This window comes from Arthrobacter sp. SLBN-100 (assembly GCF_006715305.1).
In the GTDB taxonomy this organism is placed as follows: Bacteria; Actinomycetota; Actinomycetes; order Actinomycetales; family Micrococcaceae; genus Arthrobacter.
The window spans coordinates 115612-131384 of sequence record NZ_VFMY01000002.1 but is presented as its reverse complement, the minus strand read 5'-3'; the positions used below and the strand labels follow the sequence as shown (position 1 = coordinate 131384).

Sequence of the window (15773 nt, the reverse complement as noted above, 5' to 3'; positions counted from 1 at the left end):
AATCTTTTTGAGAAGAGGGTGCCGGGCGAGTTGCTTGCCTACTGACGGAGCACTCGCTTCCGGTACTGGGAAGGCAGTTCGCCATAGGCCTGCAGGAAAATCTGGTTGAAATGAGATGGGCTGCGGATCCCCCATCGGTCCGCTATCGCAGCAACAGAAGTCCTGCCGAATTCGGCGAGTACCAGGTCTTCTCGACACCGCTCCAGCCGCCGCGCCCTCACCCATCCGCCCACCGTCGCTCCTTCGGACGCGAAGATCCGATGGATCAATCGTATGGAAACGAAGTGCGCCGCAGCCAAGGACCGTGGGCCCAAGTCCGGGTCGGCCAAGTTCCGGTCGATGAATTGGGCCAACTCAGCAAACGTCAGACGCCCCGAACCCTCTTCGACAGGGGCGCCTCCGAGCTCGTCGAGAAACAAGGCAGTCGCCAACCCAACAATTCCCACCAAAGCGCGAAGGCGGCTCTGCGGACGCAGATTCCCTAGGACGGACGCGGCCTCGGTCAAGGTGCTGGACAGCGCAGGCGCCAGAAATGAGTCTGATTTGATTGCCCGGGAGGTAAGGTCGAGCATCTGCGCCGGCGCGATGCCGGCCATCTCCCGCGGGAAAGCGATGAAACGAGATGAATTCCTCTCACGGCCGATAATTTCCAGGGGCAGCGTGCTGTCGTAAACTACGAACTCCCCCGGGCTGAGGAGGGCAGTTCTGCCGTTTTGCGTGAACTCCGCACGGCCGGCACGCAACTGGCACAGCACGTATGCACCCCGCCCGTCCTTGATGTCTGCCGGCCTGCGCCTTACGAGGTGTGCTGTGGCGTGGATTTCGGCAAAGTGAACACCGCCTTCCGCATTCGCGCGCACTGCGCCGGAGAAACCCTCGTCGCCGATGGCCTCGAAGTGAAGTCTCAGGATGCTCTGAGAGATTACTTCTCTCCACATGGTCGGCGAGCTCGCCTCTGCCTCGAATTTGTCGATAGCAGTAATGGATGGTGTCGCAGGTTGCATGGAACGTCCTCCTTGACGTCGTACCGCGCATGCATTCACCATGACGCGGGCGGTTGGGAATTACGGTGCACTCTCCCGCACGCACAGTGCACGCCAGCATATCAAATGTGCGCGGCATCACAATTAGGTTTGTGGACATCAGATCCAGTCACACCTACCCGCTTTTGGAGGATGACCTATGTCCCAGACCACGCTCGAGGCCCCGGCCCGTTTGCATGTCAGTAAGGAAGTGCCTGCGCTGCTTCAGCGTCTGGAGGCGATAACACCGCTCCTGATGGCCGCGGGCGACGAGAACGAAGAGCGGGGGACGCTCACCGACGAGGTCGTCGCAGCGCTCCACGCCTCCGGTGTCTTCCGTTTGGGAATACCACATGAGCTGGACGGATACGAAGCATCCCCCCGGCAGATCATCGAAGTCATAGAGAAACTGTCCTATGCGGATGCATCCACAGGCTGGGCGGTAATGGCCGTTCAGATGGTCACGGGCACCACCGCTGCCTACCAGGGAAAAGCTGCCACCGATGAACTGTTCGGAGACGGGCGCTACGAACTGATGGCCGGCCAGGGAAGTCGCCTGGGTACGGCAAAGAAAGTCGAAGGTGGCTACCTCCTTACGGGATCATGGCAGTTCGCATCAGGGCTTCCTTTGGCCAGCTACATCCACACCGCGGCACTTGTCGAAGAGACCGGAGCGCCGCTGATATTTACATTCCGCAAGGAGCAGGCGACCGTTGTGGACAACTGGGACGTCATGGGGCTTCGGGCGACCGGGAGCATCGACTACCACTGCACAGACCTGTTTGTTCCAGAGGAATACACGTATTCCCCTACGGCGACGAAGCCCGTCTACGGCGGGGCGATCTTCCACATGGGCTTGGCGAATGTTTCAGGGCTCGGTCATGCGGGCTGGGCCCTTGGGGTGGCCCGTCGTTTGCTCGACGAGATGAAATCCCTGGCGCAGAAGAAGTCAGGCACACCTGGCGCCGCAGTGGACACTGACCAGTTCCACGCTGACTACGCGCGGGCCGAGGCAACGCTGCGGGCGGCCCGCGCCTGGCTACTTGATGTGTGGGCGGACAACGAAGCCACACTCGCCTCAGGTACAGGCCTGACGGATGAGCAGGAAACGCTGACACGGCTGGCACTGAACAATGCCACGTGGTCCGCTCACGATGTTTGCATGACGGTCTACAAGTGGGCAGCCACTGCGGCGTTGCGCCACGGTGCACTGCAGCGGTTCTTCCGGGACATGCACGCCGGCACCCAGCACATCTCCTCCGGCCCCCTTGCCCTTCAAGGATGCGGCAAGAAATTGGCAGGACTCGGCACAGAGTCCCAGTGGCAGTTCTTCTCCCTGGTCGAGAAAAGGCAGGACGGAAAGTGAGCGCCCAGCCCCTGACACCCAGCGGTCGGGTGACAAATCTCAACCTCGAGAGGATGCTGTCTCCGGAGAAGTTCAAGGCGGCCTTCCGGAACCACCCCGCCGGAGTAGCCGTGATCACCGCCGAGGGCCCCGACGGCCCGGCAGGAATGACAGTCAGCTCCGTGATTTCCGTGTCGGCGGAGCCGCCTCTGCTCGTCTTTTCATTGTCCTCTGCCTCCGGAGCAACCCAGGCCTTATCCAAGGCCGGGACCGTAGTGATCCACCTCCTCGGCGCCGATCAGGTCGAACTGGCACGCACCTTCGCCACAAGCGGCATCGATCGGTTCGCCAACGTCAAGTGGACCCGGCTCCCCACGGGTGAACCGGTGCTCCCTGCCTCACCGGTGTGGATGCGCGGCTACATCGTCGAAAGCATGACGGCGGGTTCGTCCACTGTGGTGGCCGTTCAGGTGGTTGATGCCCAGATTCCTGACGCCAACGAACAGCCCGGAAACCCCCTCGTTTACCACAGCCGCGTCTGGCATCACTTGGGCGACCACTCCCGAATTGACTTCTGAAAGGTCCACCATGGCACTCGACAACGAAACCGCGGCATTCCTGCAGCACATGGCAGAAGCGAGACCCTCTAGTGCCCGGCCAATATGGGAAATGCAGCCGGCCGACGCCCGCGAAGCCGGAGCCGGTCTTCGCGACCTCTACGGCGCCGGCCCCGAAATGTACCGAATTGAGAATCATGAACTTGACGCGTTCGACGGCGGGACCTTCCGTGTTCGCGTGCTGGTTCCCTCAGAATCCCCCGCCGCGGTGCTGGTGTATCTGCACGGTGGCGGATGGGTGCTCGAAGACATCGATGGCTACGACACGCTCGGACGGACCCTGGCGGAGCGATCCGGCACGGCAGTCATCCTTGTGGAATACCGCAAGGCTCCTGAGTTTCCGTTTCCGACACCTGTGGAGGACAGCTGGACCGCTCTGCGTTGGGCTGCAGAGCAAAGGCTGGCCATCGCCGGAGACAATGTGCCGCTGTGGGTGGCGGGAGACAGTTCCGGGGGCAACCTTGCGGCTGTGCTGACCCAGCGCGCCCGCGACTTCGGCGGGCCGGATCTCGAGGGGCAAATCCTCATCTATCCGGTAACGGACGCCGATTTGACCAGGTCTTCCTACCTGGATCCGGCCAACCAGGTGGTGATCGATGCGGACACCATGCGGTGGTTCTGGAACCACTATGCCCCGGACGAGGACGCCCGCAAACTCCCCGAAGTCTCTCCGTTGCGTGCAGAGTCTCTGCAGGGGCTGCCGGATGCACTCATCATCACGGCTGAACACGACGTCCTCCGCGACGAGGGCGAGGCCTATGCGCACCGCCTGACAGACCACGGCGTGACGGTGCAGTACCACCGCTGGCCGGGTCAAATGCATCTGTTCTTCTCATTGGTGAACGTCCTTCCGGCCAGCTCTGAGGCGATCGAGCTTGTGGCCAGCCACCTTCGCGGCAGGGCGCGCTCCGAAGCTGATGGCCGGATGTCGACGGCTGTCCTCCGAAAGACCGCACAGTGACGAACACTTCAAGAAAGGCAACACCAATGAGCGTCATCGAGGAATACACGGATGTCCTGATCGTCGGGGCTGGTCCCGCCGGGCTGACGTCATCGCTGGCTTTGGCGCAGTACGGCGTGAACCACGTAATTCTGGAGCGTCAAGCCGGTCCGGCGCACACTCCGCGCGCCCATATCGTCAACCAGAACACTGCGGAGATCCTGCGGAACCTGGGTTTGAGCCGGGAGCTCCGGGGGGAATCCACCGCGTGGGAAGTGATGAGCAACAGCGTCTGGTACACCAAGCTCAACCAGCCCGAAATCGCGCGGCGTGAATCCTGGGGCACCGGATTGGATATGCACCACAAGTACCAGAAGGCAAGCCCAGAACCGATGCTGAGCTGCCCGCAGACCCGGTTTGAGCCGCTGCTGGTGGGCGCATTGGGAAAGGCCGGCTCTCAGGTCCGCTTCAACCACGAACTGACCTCGCTGGAATCCGATGGACGGCAGTGGCTTGGCACGGTGCTGAACCGGGAAACTCAGGAGTCCTACAAGATCAGGGCCAGGTTCGTGATCGGTGCGGACGGGGCCAAGAGCAAGGTCCTGGACGTGGCGGGTTTGACCGTCGAAGGTCCGTCGGGCCTGGCGAATGCCGCTAACATCTGGTTCCGTGCCGACCTGAGCAAGTATTTCGCCCATCGACCCGGCACACTGTATTGGAACGTCTATCCGGGTCCGCAGCCGCCCCTCGGGCTGGGAACCTTCATCTGCATGGAGCCCTTCACCGAGTTCCTGCTCGTCAAGTTCTACAACCCGGACACCACAGACCTGCGGGCGATGAGCGAAGACGAGGCCAGACGGCACATCGAGGAAGCCGTCGGTGAACCAGTGGACGACATCGAGATTCTCAACATCTCCGGCTGGCAGGTCAACGCGCAGACAGCCCCTTCGTTCAGCAGCAACGGGATTTTCATGATGGGGGATGCGGTGCACCGTCATCCGCCGACCAATGGACTTGGGCTGAACATGTCCGTCGCCGATGCCTTTAACCTGGCTTGGAAGCTCGCTCTGGTGCTCCAAGGGGGCGCCGGGGATGAACTTCTCGACACCTACAGCCTTGAGCGCCAGCCTGTCGACGCCGCTGGAGTCCAGCAGGCCATCACCAGCCTGGAGCACAGCCAGGGAGTGGACCGGGCCCTGGGGCTGCAGGACGGGCTCTCGGAAGAGGAAGGCTGGAAGCAGCTGAACCTTCTACGGGAGCCCTCGCCGGAAGGTGACGAACTGCGAAAGAACCTGCGGGAGCAGATCGCCAAAACGGATTCCCAGCTTAACGCCCTGGGCCTTGAACTCGGCTACCGCTACGTCGCCGGAGCCCTCGTCCCCGAGCCGGAGACGGACTCGGTTCCGATGTTTCCCATCCTGGAGTTCGAGTCCAGCACCCGCCCCGGCGCACGACTACCGCACGCAAGACTCGAGCGGGATCGGCAGCCCATCTCAAGTCTCGACCTCGTCAGCGGACTAAGCTTCTCGCTCATCGTGGGGCTCGACGACGCCGGATGGCGTGACGCCGCAGCAACCGTCACCGACGAGTTCGGCGTCGACGTGCGTGTCCAACAAATCGGCGGAAGCGACATTGCCGATCCCTACCACGACTGGGCCGATGTCAAGGAAGTGGGACATGAGGGTGCCCTCCTCGTTCGGCCTGACCGCTATATCGCCTGGCGGAGCATGAACCGGCCGGCCGACCCTACAGACGCGCTTCGCGTGGCCCTGTCCCAAGTACTGCGAGTCAACGCGCTGATTCCCGCCGCCCGCGTCTGACGCGGATCCAAGCCGACAACCTAAATCTCCGGCCAAACAACGCTAGGAACAACCATGCCAAGTGCAACCACGCCCGAAAAGTCGATCTACGCCAACGTACGCAAGCCGCGTCCGATCAAAGTCCCGATGCTGCACCATGCCACGTTCATGACGCTCGATGTGGACGCAATGGTCCACTGGTACGAACAGGTCTGCGGCCTGCAGCCGGTCTATTACGCCGAACATGCCGCGTGGATGACCAACGACGAGGCCAACCATCGGATTGCGCTGCTGCGCCTGCCCGGAACCAAAGTCCCGGTGGACAAGCCTCATACGGTAGGACTGCACCACACGGCCTTCGAATACGCCAGCTCCGATCAGTGGCTTGATAACTACGAGCGGTTGAGGGACGCCGGCATCCTCCCCGAAATCTGCCTCCACCACGGCATGACCATGTCGATGTACTACGTGGATCCGGACGGCAACGGCGTTGAGATCCAAGTGGACGTATTCGGTGCCTGGGACAAGTCAACGGAATGGATGTGGGCATCCCGGGAGTTCGCCGCAGACCAAATCGGGGCACAATTCGATCCCGAAAAGCTCCTTGCAGCCCGCAGGGACGGGCTGGACTTTGACAGCATCCAGCGCGGGGCCTATGCGGGTAACTACCTTCCTGCGAACCCGGGAAGCCCGACAAACTTCCCCGACGTATGGCCTGCCCGCCTGGCCGAGCATCCCGAATGGGCAGAACACCTTCCCGAAGGTGCAGGAACGCTCATGCCCGCCAACCGCTGATCCGCTGAGCTTCAGTGGGATATCCCCACGCCACTGAGTTGCTACGCGTTCATTGATTTCCAATACAAACAAGAAGGACCATAGTTATGCGCATCGCCAATCTCCGCAACCGGGCAGTCCTGCTGCACGACGGGCGCGCCCTTGACATCGAGACTGCATCGGGCGGTCTGTTCAGTTCGGACCCGCAGGCGGTCTACACGCGCTGGCAGGAGTTCCAGCAATGGGCCGGCAGCGCCGACTACGCCGCTGCCGAGCCGTTTGACGTGCAGGAACTCGGGGCCCCCGTTCCGGCCCCGGCACAGATCTTTGCCATCGGACTTAATTACACAGACCATGCCGACGAAGCAGAGCTGCCCTATCCGGAGGACTTGGTCGTATTCACGAAGTTCCGCTCCGCACTGGCTGGCCCCCATGCAACAGTCGAACTGCCTAGTGATGACGTCGATTACGAGACGGAGCTGGTTGTGGTGATGGGTCAGCAGGTCCACCGAGCGACCGAGGAAGAGGCGTGGAACGCCGTCGCAGGGCTTTGCGTCGGCCAGGACTACAGCGAACGCACCGTACAGCGCCGCGGGCCTGTACCCCAGTTCAGCCTGGGCAAGTCGTACCCCAATTTCGCCCCCTTTGGGCCGGCAGTCACGACGGTCGATGAACTGACCGACCCGGATGCCCTGTCCATCTCGGCGGTGCTCGAAGGCCCTGGGACCGAAGGGAAAGGAGACGGCGGGTGGATGGTCCAGGACGGCAACACCCGCGACATGATCTTCTCCGTGCCCAAGACCATTGCCAACCTGTCCCAGGTTGTAACGCTTTACCCCGGCGACCTCATCTTCACCGGAACGCCCGCCGGCGTGGGGGCGCCCCGCGGCGTGCTGATGCGCGCTGGAAATGTGCTCACCAGCACTGTGGAGGGCATCGGGTCGATCCGGAATGAATTCGTCTGAGGCACGCCATGATCCTTACCCAACGAGCCCTGCCGCCGACGCCGGCGCACACGATGACACAACTCCGCGCCGGCGACAGTATTTCGGTGTAATCGGAAGGCTTCCACAGTCCGGCTTTGGCCACGGAACGCATGCCGGGGGCGGTCTGGTACCCGCAGGCCCGGCTGAACTTCGCCGAAAGTGTTCTTAAGTATGCCCGGGAACCGCAAACGGCGGAAACTGTCGCGATCGTGGACATCGCAGAGGACGGGACTCGAACTGAACATACGTGGGCACAGCTTGAGTCCCAGATGGGAGCGTTGCGCAGACGACTCCCGCTTATCGTCACACTGCACGACCACGCTGATATACGAACTCGAAGGAGAGATCAGAAATGTCCTCACGAAATGAAAGGGCGCTGACGGGCCTGCAAGACCGACCCGCCCCTGCTGCCCCAGTACACCTTACCCGCGCCGAGCGCGTTGGCCTTCCCTCCGGCATGGCTTGGGGAATCCTGGCTGTTATTGTGTTTGTCGTCGGCGACGGGCTAGAAGTCGCTTGGATCTCCCAGTTCTTCACTACCGCCGTCCATATCCCTCTGAGCGAAGCCGCGTGGATAGTCACCGCCTTCGGGATCGTCGTTGGGGTCACATCGTATGCCGTCGGGCCCTTGTGCGCGCGATTTGGACCACGCCGCGTCATGGCGGCAGGGCTGATCTTCTGGGTGATCATTGACGCTGCGTTCATCGGACTAGCTCTACCGACGGGCAACTACTGGTTCATCCTGATCACGTATGCGCTGCGTGGGACAGGCACCCCACTTTACGTGTTCGCATTCCTTGTCTGGCTCGATGCAAGAGCGAAAGCGGGTCAGGAAGCGGGGACTCAAGCTTGGTTCTGGTTCGCCTACACCGCAGGCCAGATTATTTTTGGAAACGTCCTCGCCGGCTACCTTGTGCCGACCTTGGGCCCAATCGCCACACTTTGGATCGGATTGGGAGTCGCATTGGCTGGTGGACTCATTGGTGTGCTGCTTGTGCGTGACTCAACTGGTCAGGGCACGCAACGAACCTCGGAGAACCTGGGCAAAGCATTTGAAGAGGCACTCACAATTATCTGGCGTCAGCCGAAGGTGGGTATGGGCGGCTTAGTCAAGCTCATCAACCTCGGAGGAATTATTGCAATGGGGGTCTACTACGTGCCCTACATCACAGGCGTAATCCACTTGCCACTTGGGCTAGCGATCCTTTCCTTCACATTCTTGGGAATCGCCGCGGTTCCGGCCATGCTCTTCTTCGGTTGGCTCAGTGATCGAATCGGCTGGGCCAACACGGTGCAATGGATCGCGGCGCCAATCAGCGCGATCGCGATGGTCGCGCTCTTCTTAGTACCCCAGTGGGTAGGCCCGAATTTCCTGGTGATCGTCCTCCTAATGATTCTCCTCGGGCTCGGCAACGCTGCGTTCGTCCCAATTTCCGCGCTCGTCCCTTCGATCGCGTCCAACGAAAAGGTGGCCGGGCTCGGCGTTATCAACTTGAGCACCGGCATGGCTGCCCTGTTGGGGCCCGCAGCAGTGGCAGTCATCCTTCCCAGCTTCGGCTTTGCGGGTGTCGCCTGGGGCCTCGGCATTGCATACGTCGTGGCGTTCGCATTGATGTTCTACGTGCAACTGCCGGGTCGGGCCCGCACGGATGCGCACGTGACGTCAACTCTAGTCGCGGTTGTCCGTCCGGATGCGACTGTAAATACTGGTAGTAAGTAACACGGCAGGCGGGACGTACGACAACGCATTCGATGCGTCCCCTGACTCCAACTCCATTGGCGTGGACAAGCTGCCGGGAGGCGGGGACGGAACTAGTGCTGCGAGCAACAGCGGCAATGAACGGCTTGAAGTCACTGCGAGACGCGAGGCACACTTCAGAAGGATTTGACCTGCTTAACTTTCGTGCCGGCGCACGGAGGCTTCTCCGTAGCACACGGATTATCTTTACGGCCGGCCAGGATCAACCATGTCAAAACGTGGCCGTAAAGCGACCGTGCACTCCAGCACAGATTGAATGCACGGGGGCATGACGAAGTCGGCTCGAATTGCGCATAAGTTGATGAGCAGTCGAACATCATTTCAACCTTCGAAGCTTCACTTATGGACTCCTCGACCCGACGGGTCTGTACGACGAAAGGCAATTTCTATGGGCAACGTGCAGCTATCTCGTATTACGCAGCGGGTTGCGGACGCGTCGTTGGACCTTCGGCCTTCGGTGCGGGGGGCTGAGCTTCGTGGTGTGATGCAGGATTTTATGCAGGAGTTTGTGTTTCCGGCTGAGCGAGAGTATCACGCGTACCGGGTGGCGGCCGGGCCAGATGATCATACAGTGCCGCCAGTAGTGGAGGAGCTCAAAGTTCAAGCGCGGCACCGGGGGCTTTGGAATCTGTTTTTGCCGGAGGTCTCTGGGATCAGTCAGCTGGATTATTCTGCGGTGGCGGAGATGAGCGGCTGGAGCCTGGAGTTGGCACCGGAAGCTATTAATTCCCAGGCCCCGGACAGCGGGAACATGGAACTCCTGCACATGTTCGGGACCACGCAGCAGCGGCGGACCTGGCTGGAGCCCCTGTTGGAAGGCAGTATCCGGTCCGCGTTCGCAATGACGGAGCCGCAGGTGGCCAGCAGCGACGCGACGAACATTGAGACCCGGATCGAACGGGACGGGCAGGACTATGTCATCAACGGCCGGAAGTGGTGGACCAGCGGCGCGGCGGACCCCCGCTGCCAGGTGCTGATCGTAATGGGCAAGACCGATCCTGGCGCTCCCCGCCACCGCCAGCAATCAATGGTGCTGGTGCCGCGGGACGCCCCGGGTGTGGAAATCCTGCGCTCTGTCCCGGTCTTTGGCCGGCAGGATCAACACGGACACTGCGAGGTCGCCTTCCATAACGTGCGGGTCCCTGCCGCGAACCTGCTCGGTGGTGAAGGAGAAGGGTTCACCGCGGCCCAGGCCCGGCTTGGTCCGGGACGGATCCATCACTGCATGCGCGCCATCGGAGCAGCCGAACGGGCTCTGTCCCTGATGAGCAATAGAGCGCAGTCTCGGGTGGCGTTCGGAAAGCCGCTGGCGGACCAAGGTGTCATCCAACAACAAATCGCCGAGTCCCGGATCGCGGTAGACCAGGCCCGGCTGTTCTGCCAGCACGCCGCCGCCACGATCGATGAGCATGGAAACAAGGCCGCAGCACAGCTGGTCTCCATGGTAAAAGTCGCCGTTCCCCGCATGGCCGGCGAGATCATCGACAGGGCAATTCAGATCCATGGCGCGGCCGGAGTTAGCGACGATGTGCCGCTGGCGGCAATGTGGGGCTGGCACCGTGCCATGCGGATTTTCGACGGGCCCGACGAGGCACACCTGCGTTCCATCGCCACCAGAGAACTTCGCGCGCCGCACCGCTTCACGTTCCCAACCGGGGCCCCGACCTCTGGAGAAAAATCATGAGCACGCCCGCCAACCTTCACCCCACCGGGCCAAGTCCCGATGGCCTCGACCTCCAGGTCCTCGCGGCCTACCTTGCCGGCACCGGAATCCTGGGCCCGGATTCTGTCCTGCACGGCACGCTGATCAGCGGTGGCAAGTCCAACCTGACTTACCGAATAACGGACGGCACCTCACGATGGATCCTGCGCCGTCCGCCGCTGGGAAACATCCTACCCGGCGCGCACGACGTCACCCGGGAGCACCGAGTAATGCTGGCGCTGGGAGACACTAATATTCCGGTGCCTCGGATGGCCGCCCTTTGCGAAAATGGTGACGTTCTCGGCGCCCCCTTCTACCTGATGGAGGAAGTTTCCGGTCTCATACTGCGCGCCCCGGAGGACGTCAGCCAGATTCCTGAGGTAACCCGTGCGCGGCTGGGCGCGGCGCTGGTGGACGTGCTCGCTGATCTGCACGAAGTGGACTTTGCGCAAGTAGGACTGAACACTCTCGGCAACCCTGAGGGCTACCTCGAACGCCAGCTTGAACGCTGGGTGCGCCAGTACCACAAAATCAAGGTACGCGAGCTCGCCTACATCCAACCAATCGCAGATTCCCTGGCTAGCTACCTGCCGCGAGGGGGGAAACCCGCCATTGTGCACGGCGACTACCGGCTTGATAACCTGATCGTCTCCGAGGAAGACCCCGCACACATCACCGCGGTGCTGGACTGGGAGATGGCAACTTTGGGTGACCCTCTGGCGGACTTGGGCATTTTGATCATGTTCTGGGACGAGCCTGACAGGCCGTTTAACCCGATCACTAACGGCTTGATGGCGGCACCAGGGTTCATGTCCTCCGACGCGGTCACGAACCGGTACATCAACCGCAGAAACCTCCAGATAGATAGCATGGATTGGTATCTGGTCTTCGCAAAATTTAAACTCGCCATCATTTTGGAGCAGATCCACGTGCGGCACTTGCGGGGAGAAACCAGGGGCGAAGGCTTCGCCGGTGTCGGTGACATGGTCACCGCACTGCTGAACTCGGCAATGGACAATGTTTCGAAGTCCCCTTCCCTTGGCACGGCCAAGGGGCGGTTCCATGGCTGACTACTTCTCCACGACGGTCCCGCCATGCCGCTCAGTAGACGGAGGACGTTCTGTTAGCCTCGCAGCACTGAACGGGCTCGGAAATCTCCACCGGCGGACCCAGCTCGGCAAGCGGATGGCTGCACGCCGAAACCACCGGCAGGAAGCCTACGCCGAGGGCGGCCTCGCCTACGCGCAAAAACTCGCCCGATGGGCGAAACACGGCGTTCATGATGCCAGCGTGCGCATCGTCGATACAGAGAGTGTCGAAGAACTGCCTTCTGGTCAAATCGGTGAAACCGCAATCGCAAGACCTACGGTACCACCCGGCTACAGGTACGCCCCCGAGGAGTCCTCGCACGCCCTGCGCATCGGCTACGTCTTCGCCGGCGACTTCGGGCTCATGGACGACCAGACGGGCTCGCTATGGGCGGCTGATAGGAAGAAGGACCTAATCAACGCAGGCGGCTACAAAATCTGGCCGAGATTGCACCGCCCCTGCCAGAATTGTTTGTCCCAAGAATCAAAGGAGATTTTATGAGCTTGCTGACGAACCGGCGGATCCGCCTGGCAACCCGCCCCCACGGCGAACCGGTCGCGCAGAACTTCCAGCACGATGAGGTCCCTGTTGCCTCACCGGAGACAGGCCAGGTGTTGTTGCGTACGAAGTACCTGTCCTTGGATCCCTACATGCGTGGTCGTCTGAGCGCGGCCAAATACTACGCGGAGCCGCTCAAGATCGGCGATGTCATCGTCGGCGGAACGGTCTCCGAAGTGGTTGAATCCAATGTGGACGGGTTCGCGGCAGGTGACATCGTGTTGTCCTATGGCGGCTGGCAGGAGTACAGCGTGGAGTCGGCTGAACATTTGCGTAGGCTCGATCCTGCGGCCGCGCCCGTCACCACGGCGCTCGGGGTGTTGGGCATGCCGGGGTTCACCGCCTATGCCGGTCTGCTGGCGATCGGAAAGCCCCAGCCGGGTGAGACGGTAGCCGTTGCCGCCGCCACGGGGCCAGTGGGTTCGGCCGTTGGCCAAATCGCCAAGATTTACGGCGCCCGGGCAATCGGAATCGCTGGCGGACAACGCAAAATCGACTACCTGCGCGAACTCGGCTTTGATGAGGTCCTCGACCATCGCGAGCCAAATTTGCGGGATAGGTTGGCGGCGGCCGCGCCCGAGGGCATCGACGTCTACTTCGAAAATGTCGGGGGAGCTGTATGGGATGCGGTACTGCCGCAGCTTAACAACTTTGCCCGGGTTCCGGTCTGCGGCCGGGCCGCGAACCTGAACAAAACCGAGCTGTCGGAAGGACCGGACCGGACTGCGGAGCTAATGCGCAGCATCATTTCCCGAAGCCTGCTGCTGCGCGGGTTCCTCCAAGCGGAGTTCGTCGACACGATGTTCGCCAGCTTCCTGGCTGACATGACCGACTGGGTGGCCTCGGGCAAGGTGAAGTACAAGGAGGACATCACTGCAGGGCTCGAGCGGGCGCCCGAGGTGTTCGTCGGCATGCTAAAGGGCACCAATTTCGGAAAGACCATCATCCAGGTGTCTTAAGCGGCGACGCAGTTCATCCTGCGCTCGTCCTGACCAAGCGATTCCGCTGGCGGATCACCTTACCCGAGAGCGTCACCCATTTGTTCGCAGTAGGCGAGTACTGGAACCGCTTCGCGGCCCGACCTAGGGCACCAAATCACTACCGGAGGTCTCTTCCTGCCAACCATGCAAGTCTCGGCGCCACTCCTGTCATGGTGCCGTTTCCTTGAGTCCGGACTGCCTTGTTGTCCAGACGGCAGGGGGCGGTGACGGTAGATTGCCCTGACCCCCGTCCAACCCAACCTCGGCTACCCTGCCGGACCCACCTACCATCTCATGGGCTTCGACACTCCAACCTTCACACCGATCTTCGTCGCCAGCCGCATCACCGGCTGGACCGCACACATCATGGAACAGGCGGCAGCAAACTCCCTCATCCGCCCGCTCAGCGCATACAAGGCCCAGACCAGCGCTCCCTCTAACCGGCAGTTCAACTGCCGCTAATCCAGCGGTGAGGTGTCGGATGATCACCCGGATCATCAACTATCGCAACGCATGTGACACCTCACCGTCGGCAGGCCGAACAACCCCATGCAGCTCTTCAAAAATCTAATCCGAGTGCACATAGGAGCAAACGATGGACCTTCACCTGCAACCAGATTGGCAACGTGCTCTCGGGCAACGGGTAGAAGTCTGGAGAGGCGGGAAATTGGTCCGGAAAGGAACAGTGGAGGCCGTCATGCCCGACGATTCGCTTCTATGGATTTCAGCGGCCGGAAACTCACTCAGACAAATGATTTTCCGTCAAGACGGATATCAGGTTTTCACGCATTTCCGGCCGGTCTCGTCCGAGAACGACCACTAGAACTTGGTCTAGTTCCTGCCAGAGGCTGCGTTCGTGCCGGATCTGATGGGACCGGCTGCCCGGCACAAAGTCCGCCTACTGGAGCTTCCTATGAATCGAACAGTGTTCAAGTCCAAAATTCACCGGGCCACCGTCACTCACGCTGACCTACACTATGTAGGTTCAGTCACCGTTGACCTGGACCTGCTTGATGCTGCTGACATTCTTGCCTAGACTTCGCCATCCCGGGCCTCCGCGAGTACCTCCGCAAAAATACGAGGCACGTAGCAGTCCCCCACCGAGCACAGTGTTCAATCTCGCCGCCCAATCCAACAGAATCTCCAGTATCGGCGTTTACAAAATGGGTGGAGGAATGCCTGCCAAAAAGGGCGAATTTTCGAGTGCGGGCGTCAGGACTGCTTGACCAGCGCCGCTTCGATATTGATCTTTACCTTGTCGCTGACCAGCACGCCGCCGGCTTCCAGTACTGCGTTCCACGTCAGGCCGAATTCTTTGCGGCTGATCTCGGCTTCTGCGGAGGCGCCTGCTCGGGTGGCGCCGAAGGGGTCCACGGCCACACCGCTGAACTCCACCTCCAGTTCCACCTGTTTGGTGACTCCCTTAATGGTGAGATCGCCGGTGAGCGTATAGTCCTCGCCCTCGCCCTCTATGGATGTGGCGCGGAACGTCATCTCCGGATATTTCTCCACATCAAAGAAGTCCGGGCCCTTCACGTGCGCATCCCGGTTAGCGTCTCCGGAATCGAAACTGGAAGTTTTGACCGTGGCATGCAGGGACGCGTCAGCCAAGGACTCCCCAATGCGTGCCTCAGCGGAAGCTTCAAGGAAACGTCCCCGTACCTTGCTGATGCCTGCGTGCCGGACTGTGAATGCAACCTCACTGTGCGACATATCCAGAACCCACACCCCTGACGTTATTCCGTGTGGCAGAGTCACTTTTGCATCTCCTTAGCAGTATGGAAACCGGTCAGGATGACCAATCCCCAGACTGCTTCACCGGCGGTTTTTTGTCCAGAGACCGACCCAGGCGGGGCTCCCCCGAACATGCCTGCCCCCAGGACCCATCCAAATGCGTTGGCCGCCTTTCCGGAGAACCCCTGCGGCTTCGCGGCGCTGGTCCATGGACTCAGACCCCAAGCAGCGCTGCCAGCTGCTGGAACGGTTTCAAGCACGTCAAGGATGAATGCGCGCGGCAGAGGCGGCCGATGGAGGTTGAGGAATTCCTCCCCGACCTTCGGTCTGGTGGAGCAGCGGACGAGGTCGTCCGGCGCGCCGGCAGCGGTAGTGCGAAAGCTGTCCTTGCCTGTGATTACGGGATCAGCCGGGAGACGGTCTACCAGTACCTGCGCCACGCCAAGCTGGACTAAAACACTCCCCTCC

The 15773-nt window shown here is 61.2% G+C and carries 13 protein-coding genes and 3 pseudogenes; 14 read left to right on the top strand and 2 right to left on the bottom strand.

From position 1 onward, the window contains the following. Positions 1 to 38: 38 nt before the first annotated feature. Positions 39 to 1004 (bottom strand): helix-turn-helix domain-containing protein, encoded by a 966-nt coding sequence (locus tag FBY31_RS21825; RefSeq protein WP_160142507.1) that lies wholly within the window; start codon positions 1002 to 1004, stop codon positions 39 to 41. A gap of 178 nt (positions 1005 to 1182) precedes the next feature. Here FBY31_RS21825 and FBY31_RS21820 point away from each other — a divergent pair, with 178 nt between their 5' ends. The 13 genes and pseudogenes from FBY31_RS21820 to FBY31_RS21760 form a co-directional block, all read left to right on the top strand. After that, complete coding sequence (locus FBY31_RS21820) at positions 1183 to 2388, top strand: acyl-CoA dehydrogenase family protein (protein ID WP_142045839.1); 1206 nt, start codon at positions 1183 to 1185, stop codon at positions 2386 to 2388. Further along, on the top strand, positions 2385 to 2945 hold the full coding sequence (locus FBY31_RS21815) for a flavin reductase family protein (RefSeq protein WP_235013246.1): 561 nt from the start codon (positions 2385 to 2387) through the stop codon (positions 2943 to 2945). The genes FBY31_RS21820 and FBY31_RS21815 overlap by 4 nt, the downstream gene beginning before the upstream one ends. A 10-nt stretch (positions 2946 to 2955) precedes the next feature. Beyond that, positions 2956 to 3945, top strand: a complete 990-nt coding sequence (locus FBY31_RS21810; protein ID WP_142045837.1) for an alpha/beta hydrolase — start codon at positions 2956 to 2958, stop codon at positions 3943 to 3945. Between the two features lie 26 nt (positions 3946 to 3971). Beyond that, positions 3972 to 5744 carry an FAD-dependent monooxygenase gene (locus tag FBY31_RS21805; RefSeq protein WP_142045835.1) on the top strand — a complete coding sequence of 591 codons (1773 nt, stop codon included), beginning with the start codon at positions 3972 to 3974 and terminating at the stop codon, positions 5742 to 5744. Between the two features lie 54 nt (positions 5745 to 5798). Next, positions 5799 to 6518 (top strand): VOC family protein, encoded by a 720-nt coding sequence (locus FBY31_RS21800; protein WP_142045833.1) that lies wholly within the window; start codon positions 5799 to 5801, stop codon positions 6516 to 6518. Positions 6519 to 6604: 86 nt separating this feature from the next. Beyond that, positions 6605 to 7462, top strand: a complete 858-nt coding sequence (locus tag FBY31_RS21795) for a fumarylacetoacetate hydrolase family protein (RefSeq protein ID WP_142045831.1) — start codon at positions 6605 to 6607, stop codon at positions 7460 to 7462. A 373-nt stretch (positions 7463 to 7835) separates the two neighbouring features. Continuing rightward, a complete protein-coding gene (locus FBY31_RS21790; RefSeq protein WP_142045829.1) occupies positions 7836 to 9203 on the top strand; it encodes an MFS transporter in 1368 nt (455 codons plus the stop codon). 724 nt (positions 9204 to 9927) lie between these two features. Beyond that, entirely contained in the window at positions 9928 to 10926 is a 999-nt protein-coding gene (locus FBY31_RS21785; protein WP_327436943.1) for an acyl-CoA dehydrogenase family protein, read from the top strand. Further along, complete coding sequence (locus tag FBY31_RS21780; RefSeq protein WP_142045825.1) at positions 10923 to 12014, top strand: phosphotransferase family protein; 1092 nt, start codon at positions 10923 to 10925, stop codon at positions 12012 to 12014. Before FBY31_RS21785 ends, FBY31_RS21780 begins: the two co-directional genes overlap by 4 nt. After that, positions 12007 to 12534 (top strand): AMP-binding protein, encoded by a 528-nt coding sequence (locus FBY31_RS21775; protein ID WP_160142506.1) that lies wholly within the window; start codon positions 12007 to 12009, stop codon positions 12532 to 12534. The genes FBY31_RS21780 and FBY31_RS21775 overlap by 8 nt, the downstream gene beginning before the upstream one ends. Beyond that, positions 12531 to 13550, top strand: coding sequence for an NADP-dependent oxidoreductase (locus tag FBY31_RS21770; RefSeq protein ID WP_142045821.1), 1020 nt, complete (start codon positions 12531 to 12533; stop codon positions 13548 to 13550). Before FBY31_RS21775 ends, FBY31_RS21770 begins: the two co-directional genes overlap by 4 nt. Positions 13551 to 13820: 270 nt before the next feature. After that, positions 13821 to 14011: pseudogene (locus tag FBY31_RS21765) on the top strand (citrate/2-methylcitrate synthase); the annotation flags it as partial. A gap of 473 nt (positions 14012 to 14484) precedes the next feature. Continuing rightward, positions 14485 to 14601: pseudogene (locus FBY31_RS21760) on the top strand (aspartate 1-decarboxylase); the annotation flags it as partial. Positions 14602 to 14783: 182 nt separating this feature from the next. Here FBY31_RS21760 and FBY31_RS21755 read toward each other — a convergent pair. Further along, complete coding sequence (locus tag FBY31_RS21755) at positions 14784 to 15329, bottom strand: YceI family protein (protein ID WP_142045819.1); 546 nt, start codon at positions 15327 to 15329, stop codon at positions 14784 to 14786. A 314-nt stretch (positions 15330 to 15643) separates the two neighbouring features. Here FBY31_RS21755 and FBY31_RS21750 point away from each other — a divergent pair. Continuing rightward, a pseudogene (locus FBY31_RS21750) lies at positions 15644 to 15760 on the top strand (helix-turn-helix domain-containing protein); the annotation flags it as partial. Between the last annotated feature and the right edge of the window lie 13 nt (positions 15761 to 15773).

Coding starts and splice junctions, on each gene's coding strand:
- FBY31_RS21825 (WP_160142507.1), bottom strand. CDS start 1,004: ATGCAACCTGCGACACCATCCATTACTGCTATCGACAAATTCGAGGCA.
- FBY31_RS21820 (WP_142045839.1), top strand. CDS start 1,183: ATGTCCCAGACCACGCTCGAGGCCCCGGCCCGTTTGCATGTCAGTAAG.
- FBY31_RS21810 (WP_142045837.1), top strand. CDS start 2,956: ATGGCACTCGACAACGAAACCGCGGCATTCCTGCAGCACATGGCAGAA.
- FBY31_RS21805 (WP_142045835.1), top strand. CDS start 3,972: ATGAGCGTCATCGAGGAATACACGGATGTCCTGATCGTCGGGGCTGGT.
- FBY31_RS21800 (WP_142045833.1), top strand. CDS start 5,799: ATGCCAAGTGCAACCACGCCCGAAAAGTCGATCTACGCCAACGTACGC.
- FBY31_RS21795 (WP_142045831.1), top strand. CDS start 6,605: ATGCGCATCGCCAATCTCCGCAACCGGGCAGTCCTGCTGCACGACGGG.
- FBY31_RS21790 (WP_142045829.1), top strand. CDS start 7,836: ATGTCCTCACGAAATGAAAGGGCGCTGACGGGCCTGCAAGACCGACCC.
- FBY31_RS21785 (WP_327436943.1), top strand. CDS start 9,928: ATGAGCGGCTGGAGCCTGGAGTTGGCACCGGAAGCTATTAATTCCCAG.
- FBY31_RS21780 (WP_142045825.1), top strand. CDS start 10,923: ATGAGCACGCCCGCCAACCTTCACCCCACCGGGCCAAGTCCCGATGGC.
- FBY31_RS21775 (WP_160142506.1), top strand. CDS start 12,007: ATGGCTGACTACTTCTCCACGACGGTCCCGCCATGCCGCTCAGTAGAC.
- FBY31_RS21770 (WP_142045821.1), top strand. CDS start 12,531: ATGAGCTTGCTGACGAACCGGCGGATCCGCCTGGCAACCCGCCCCCAC.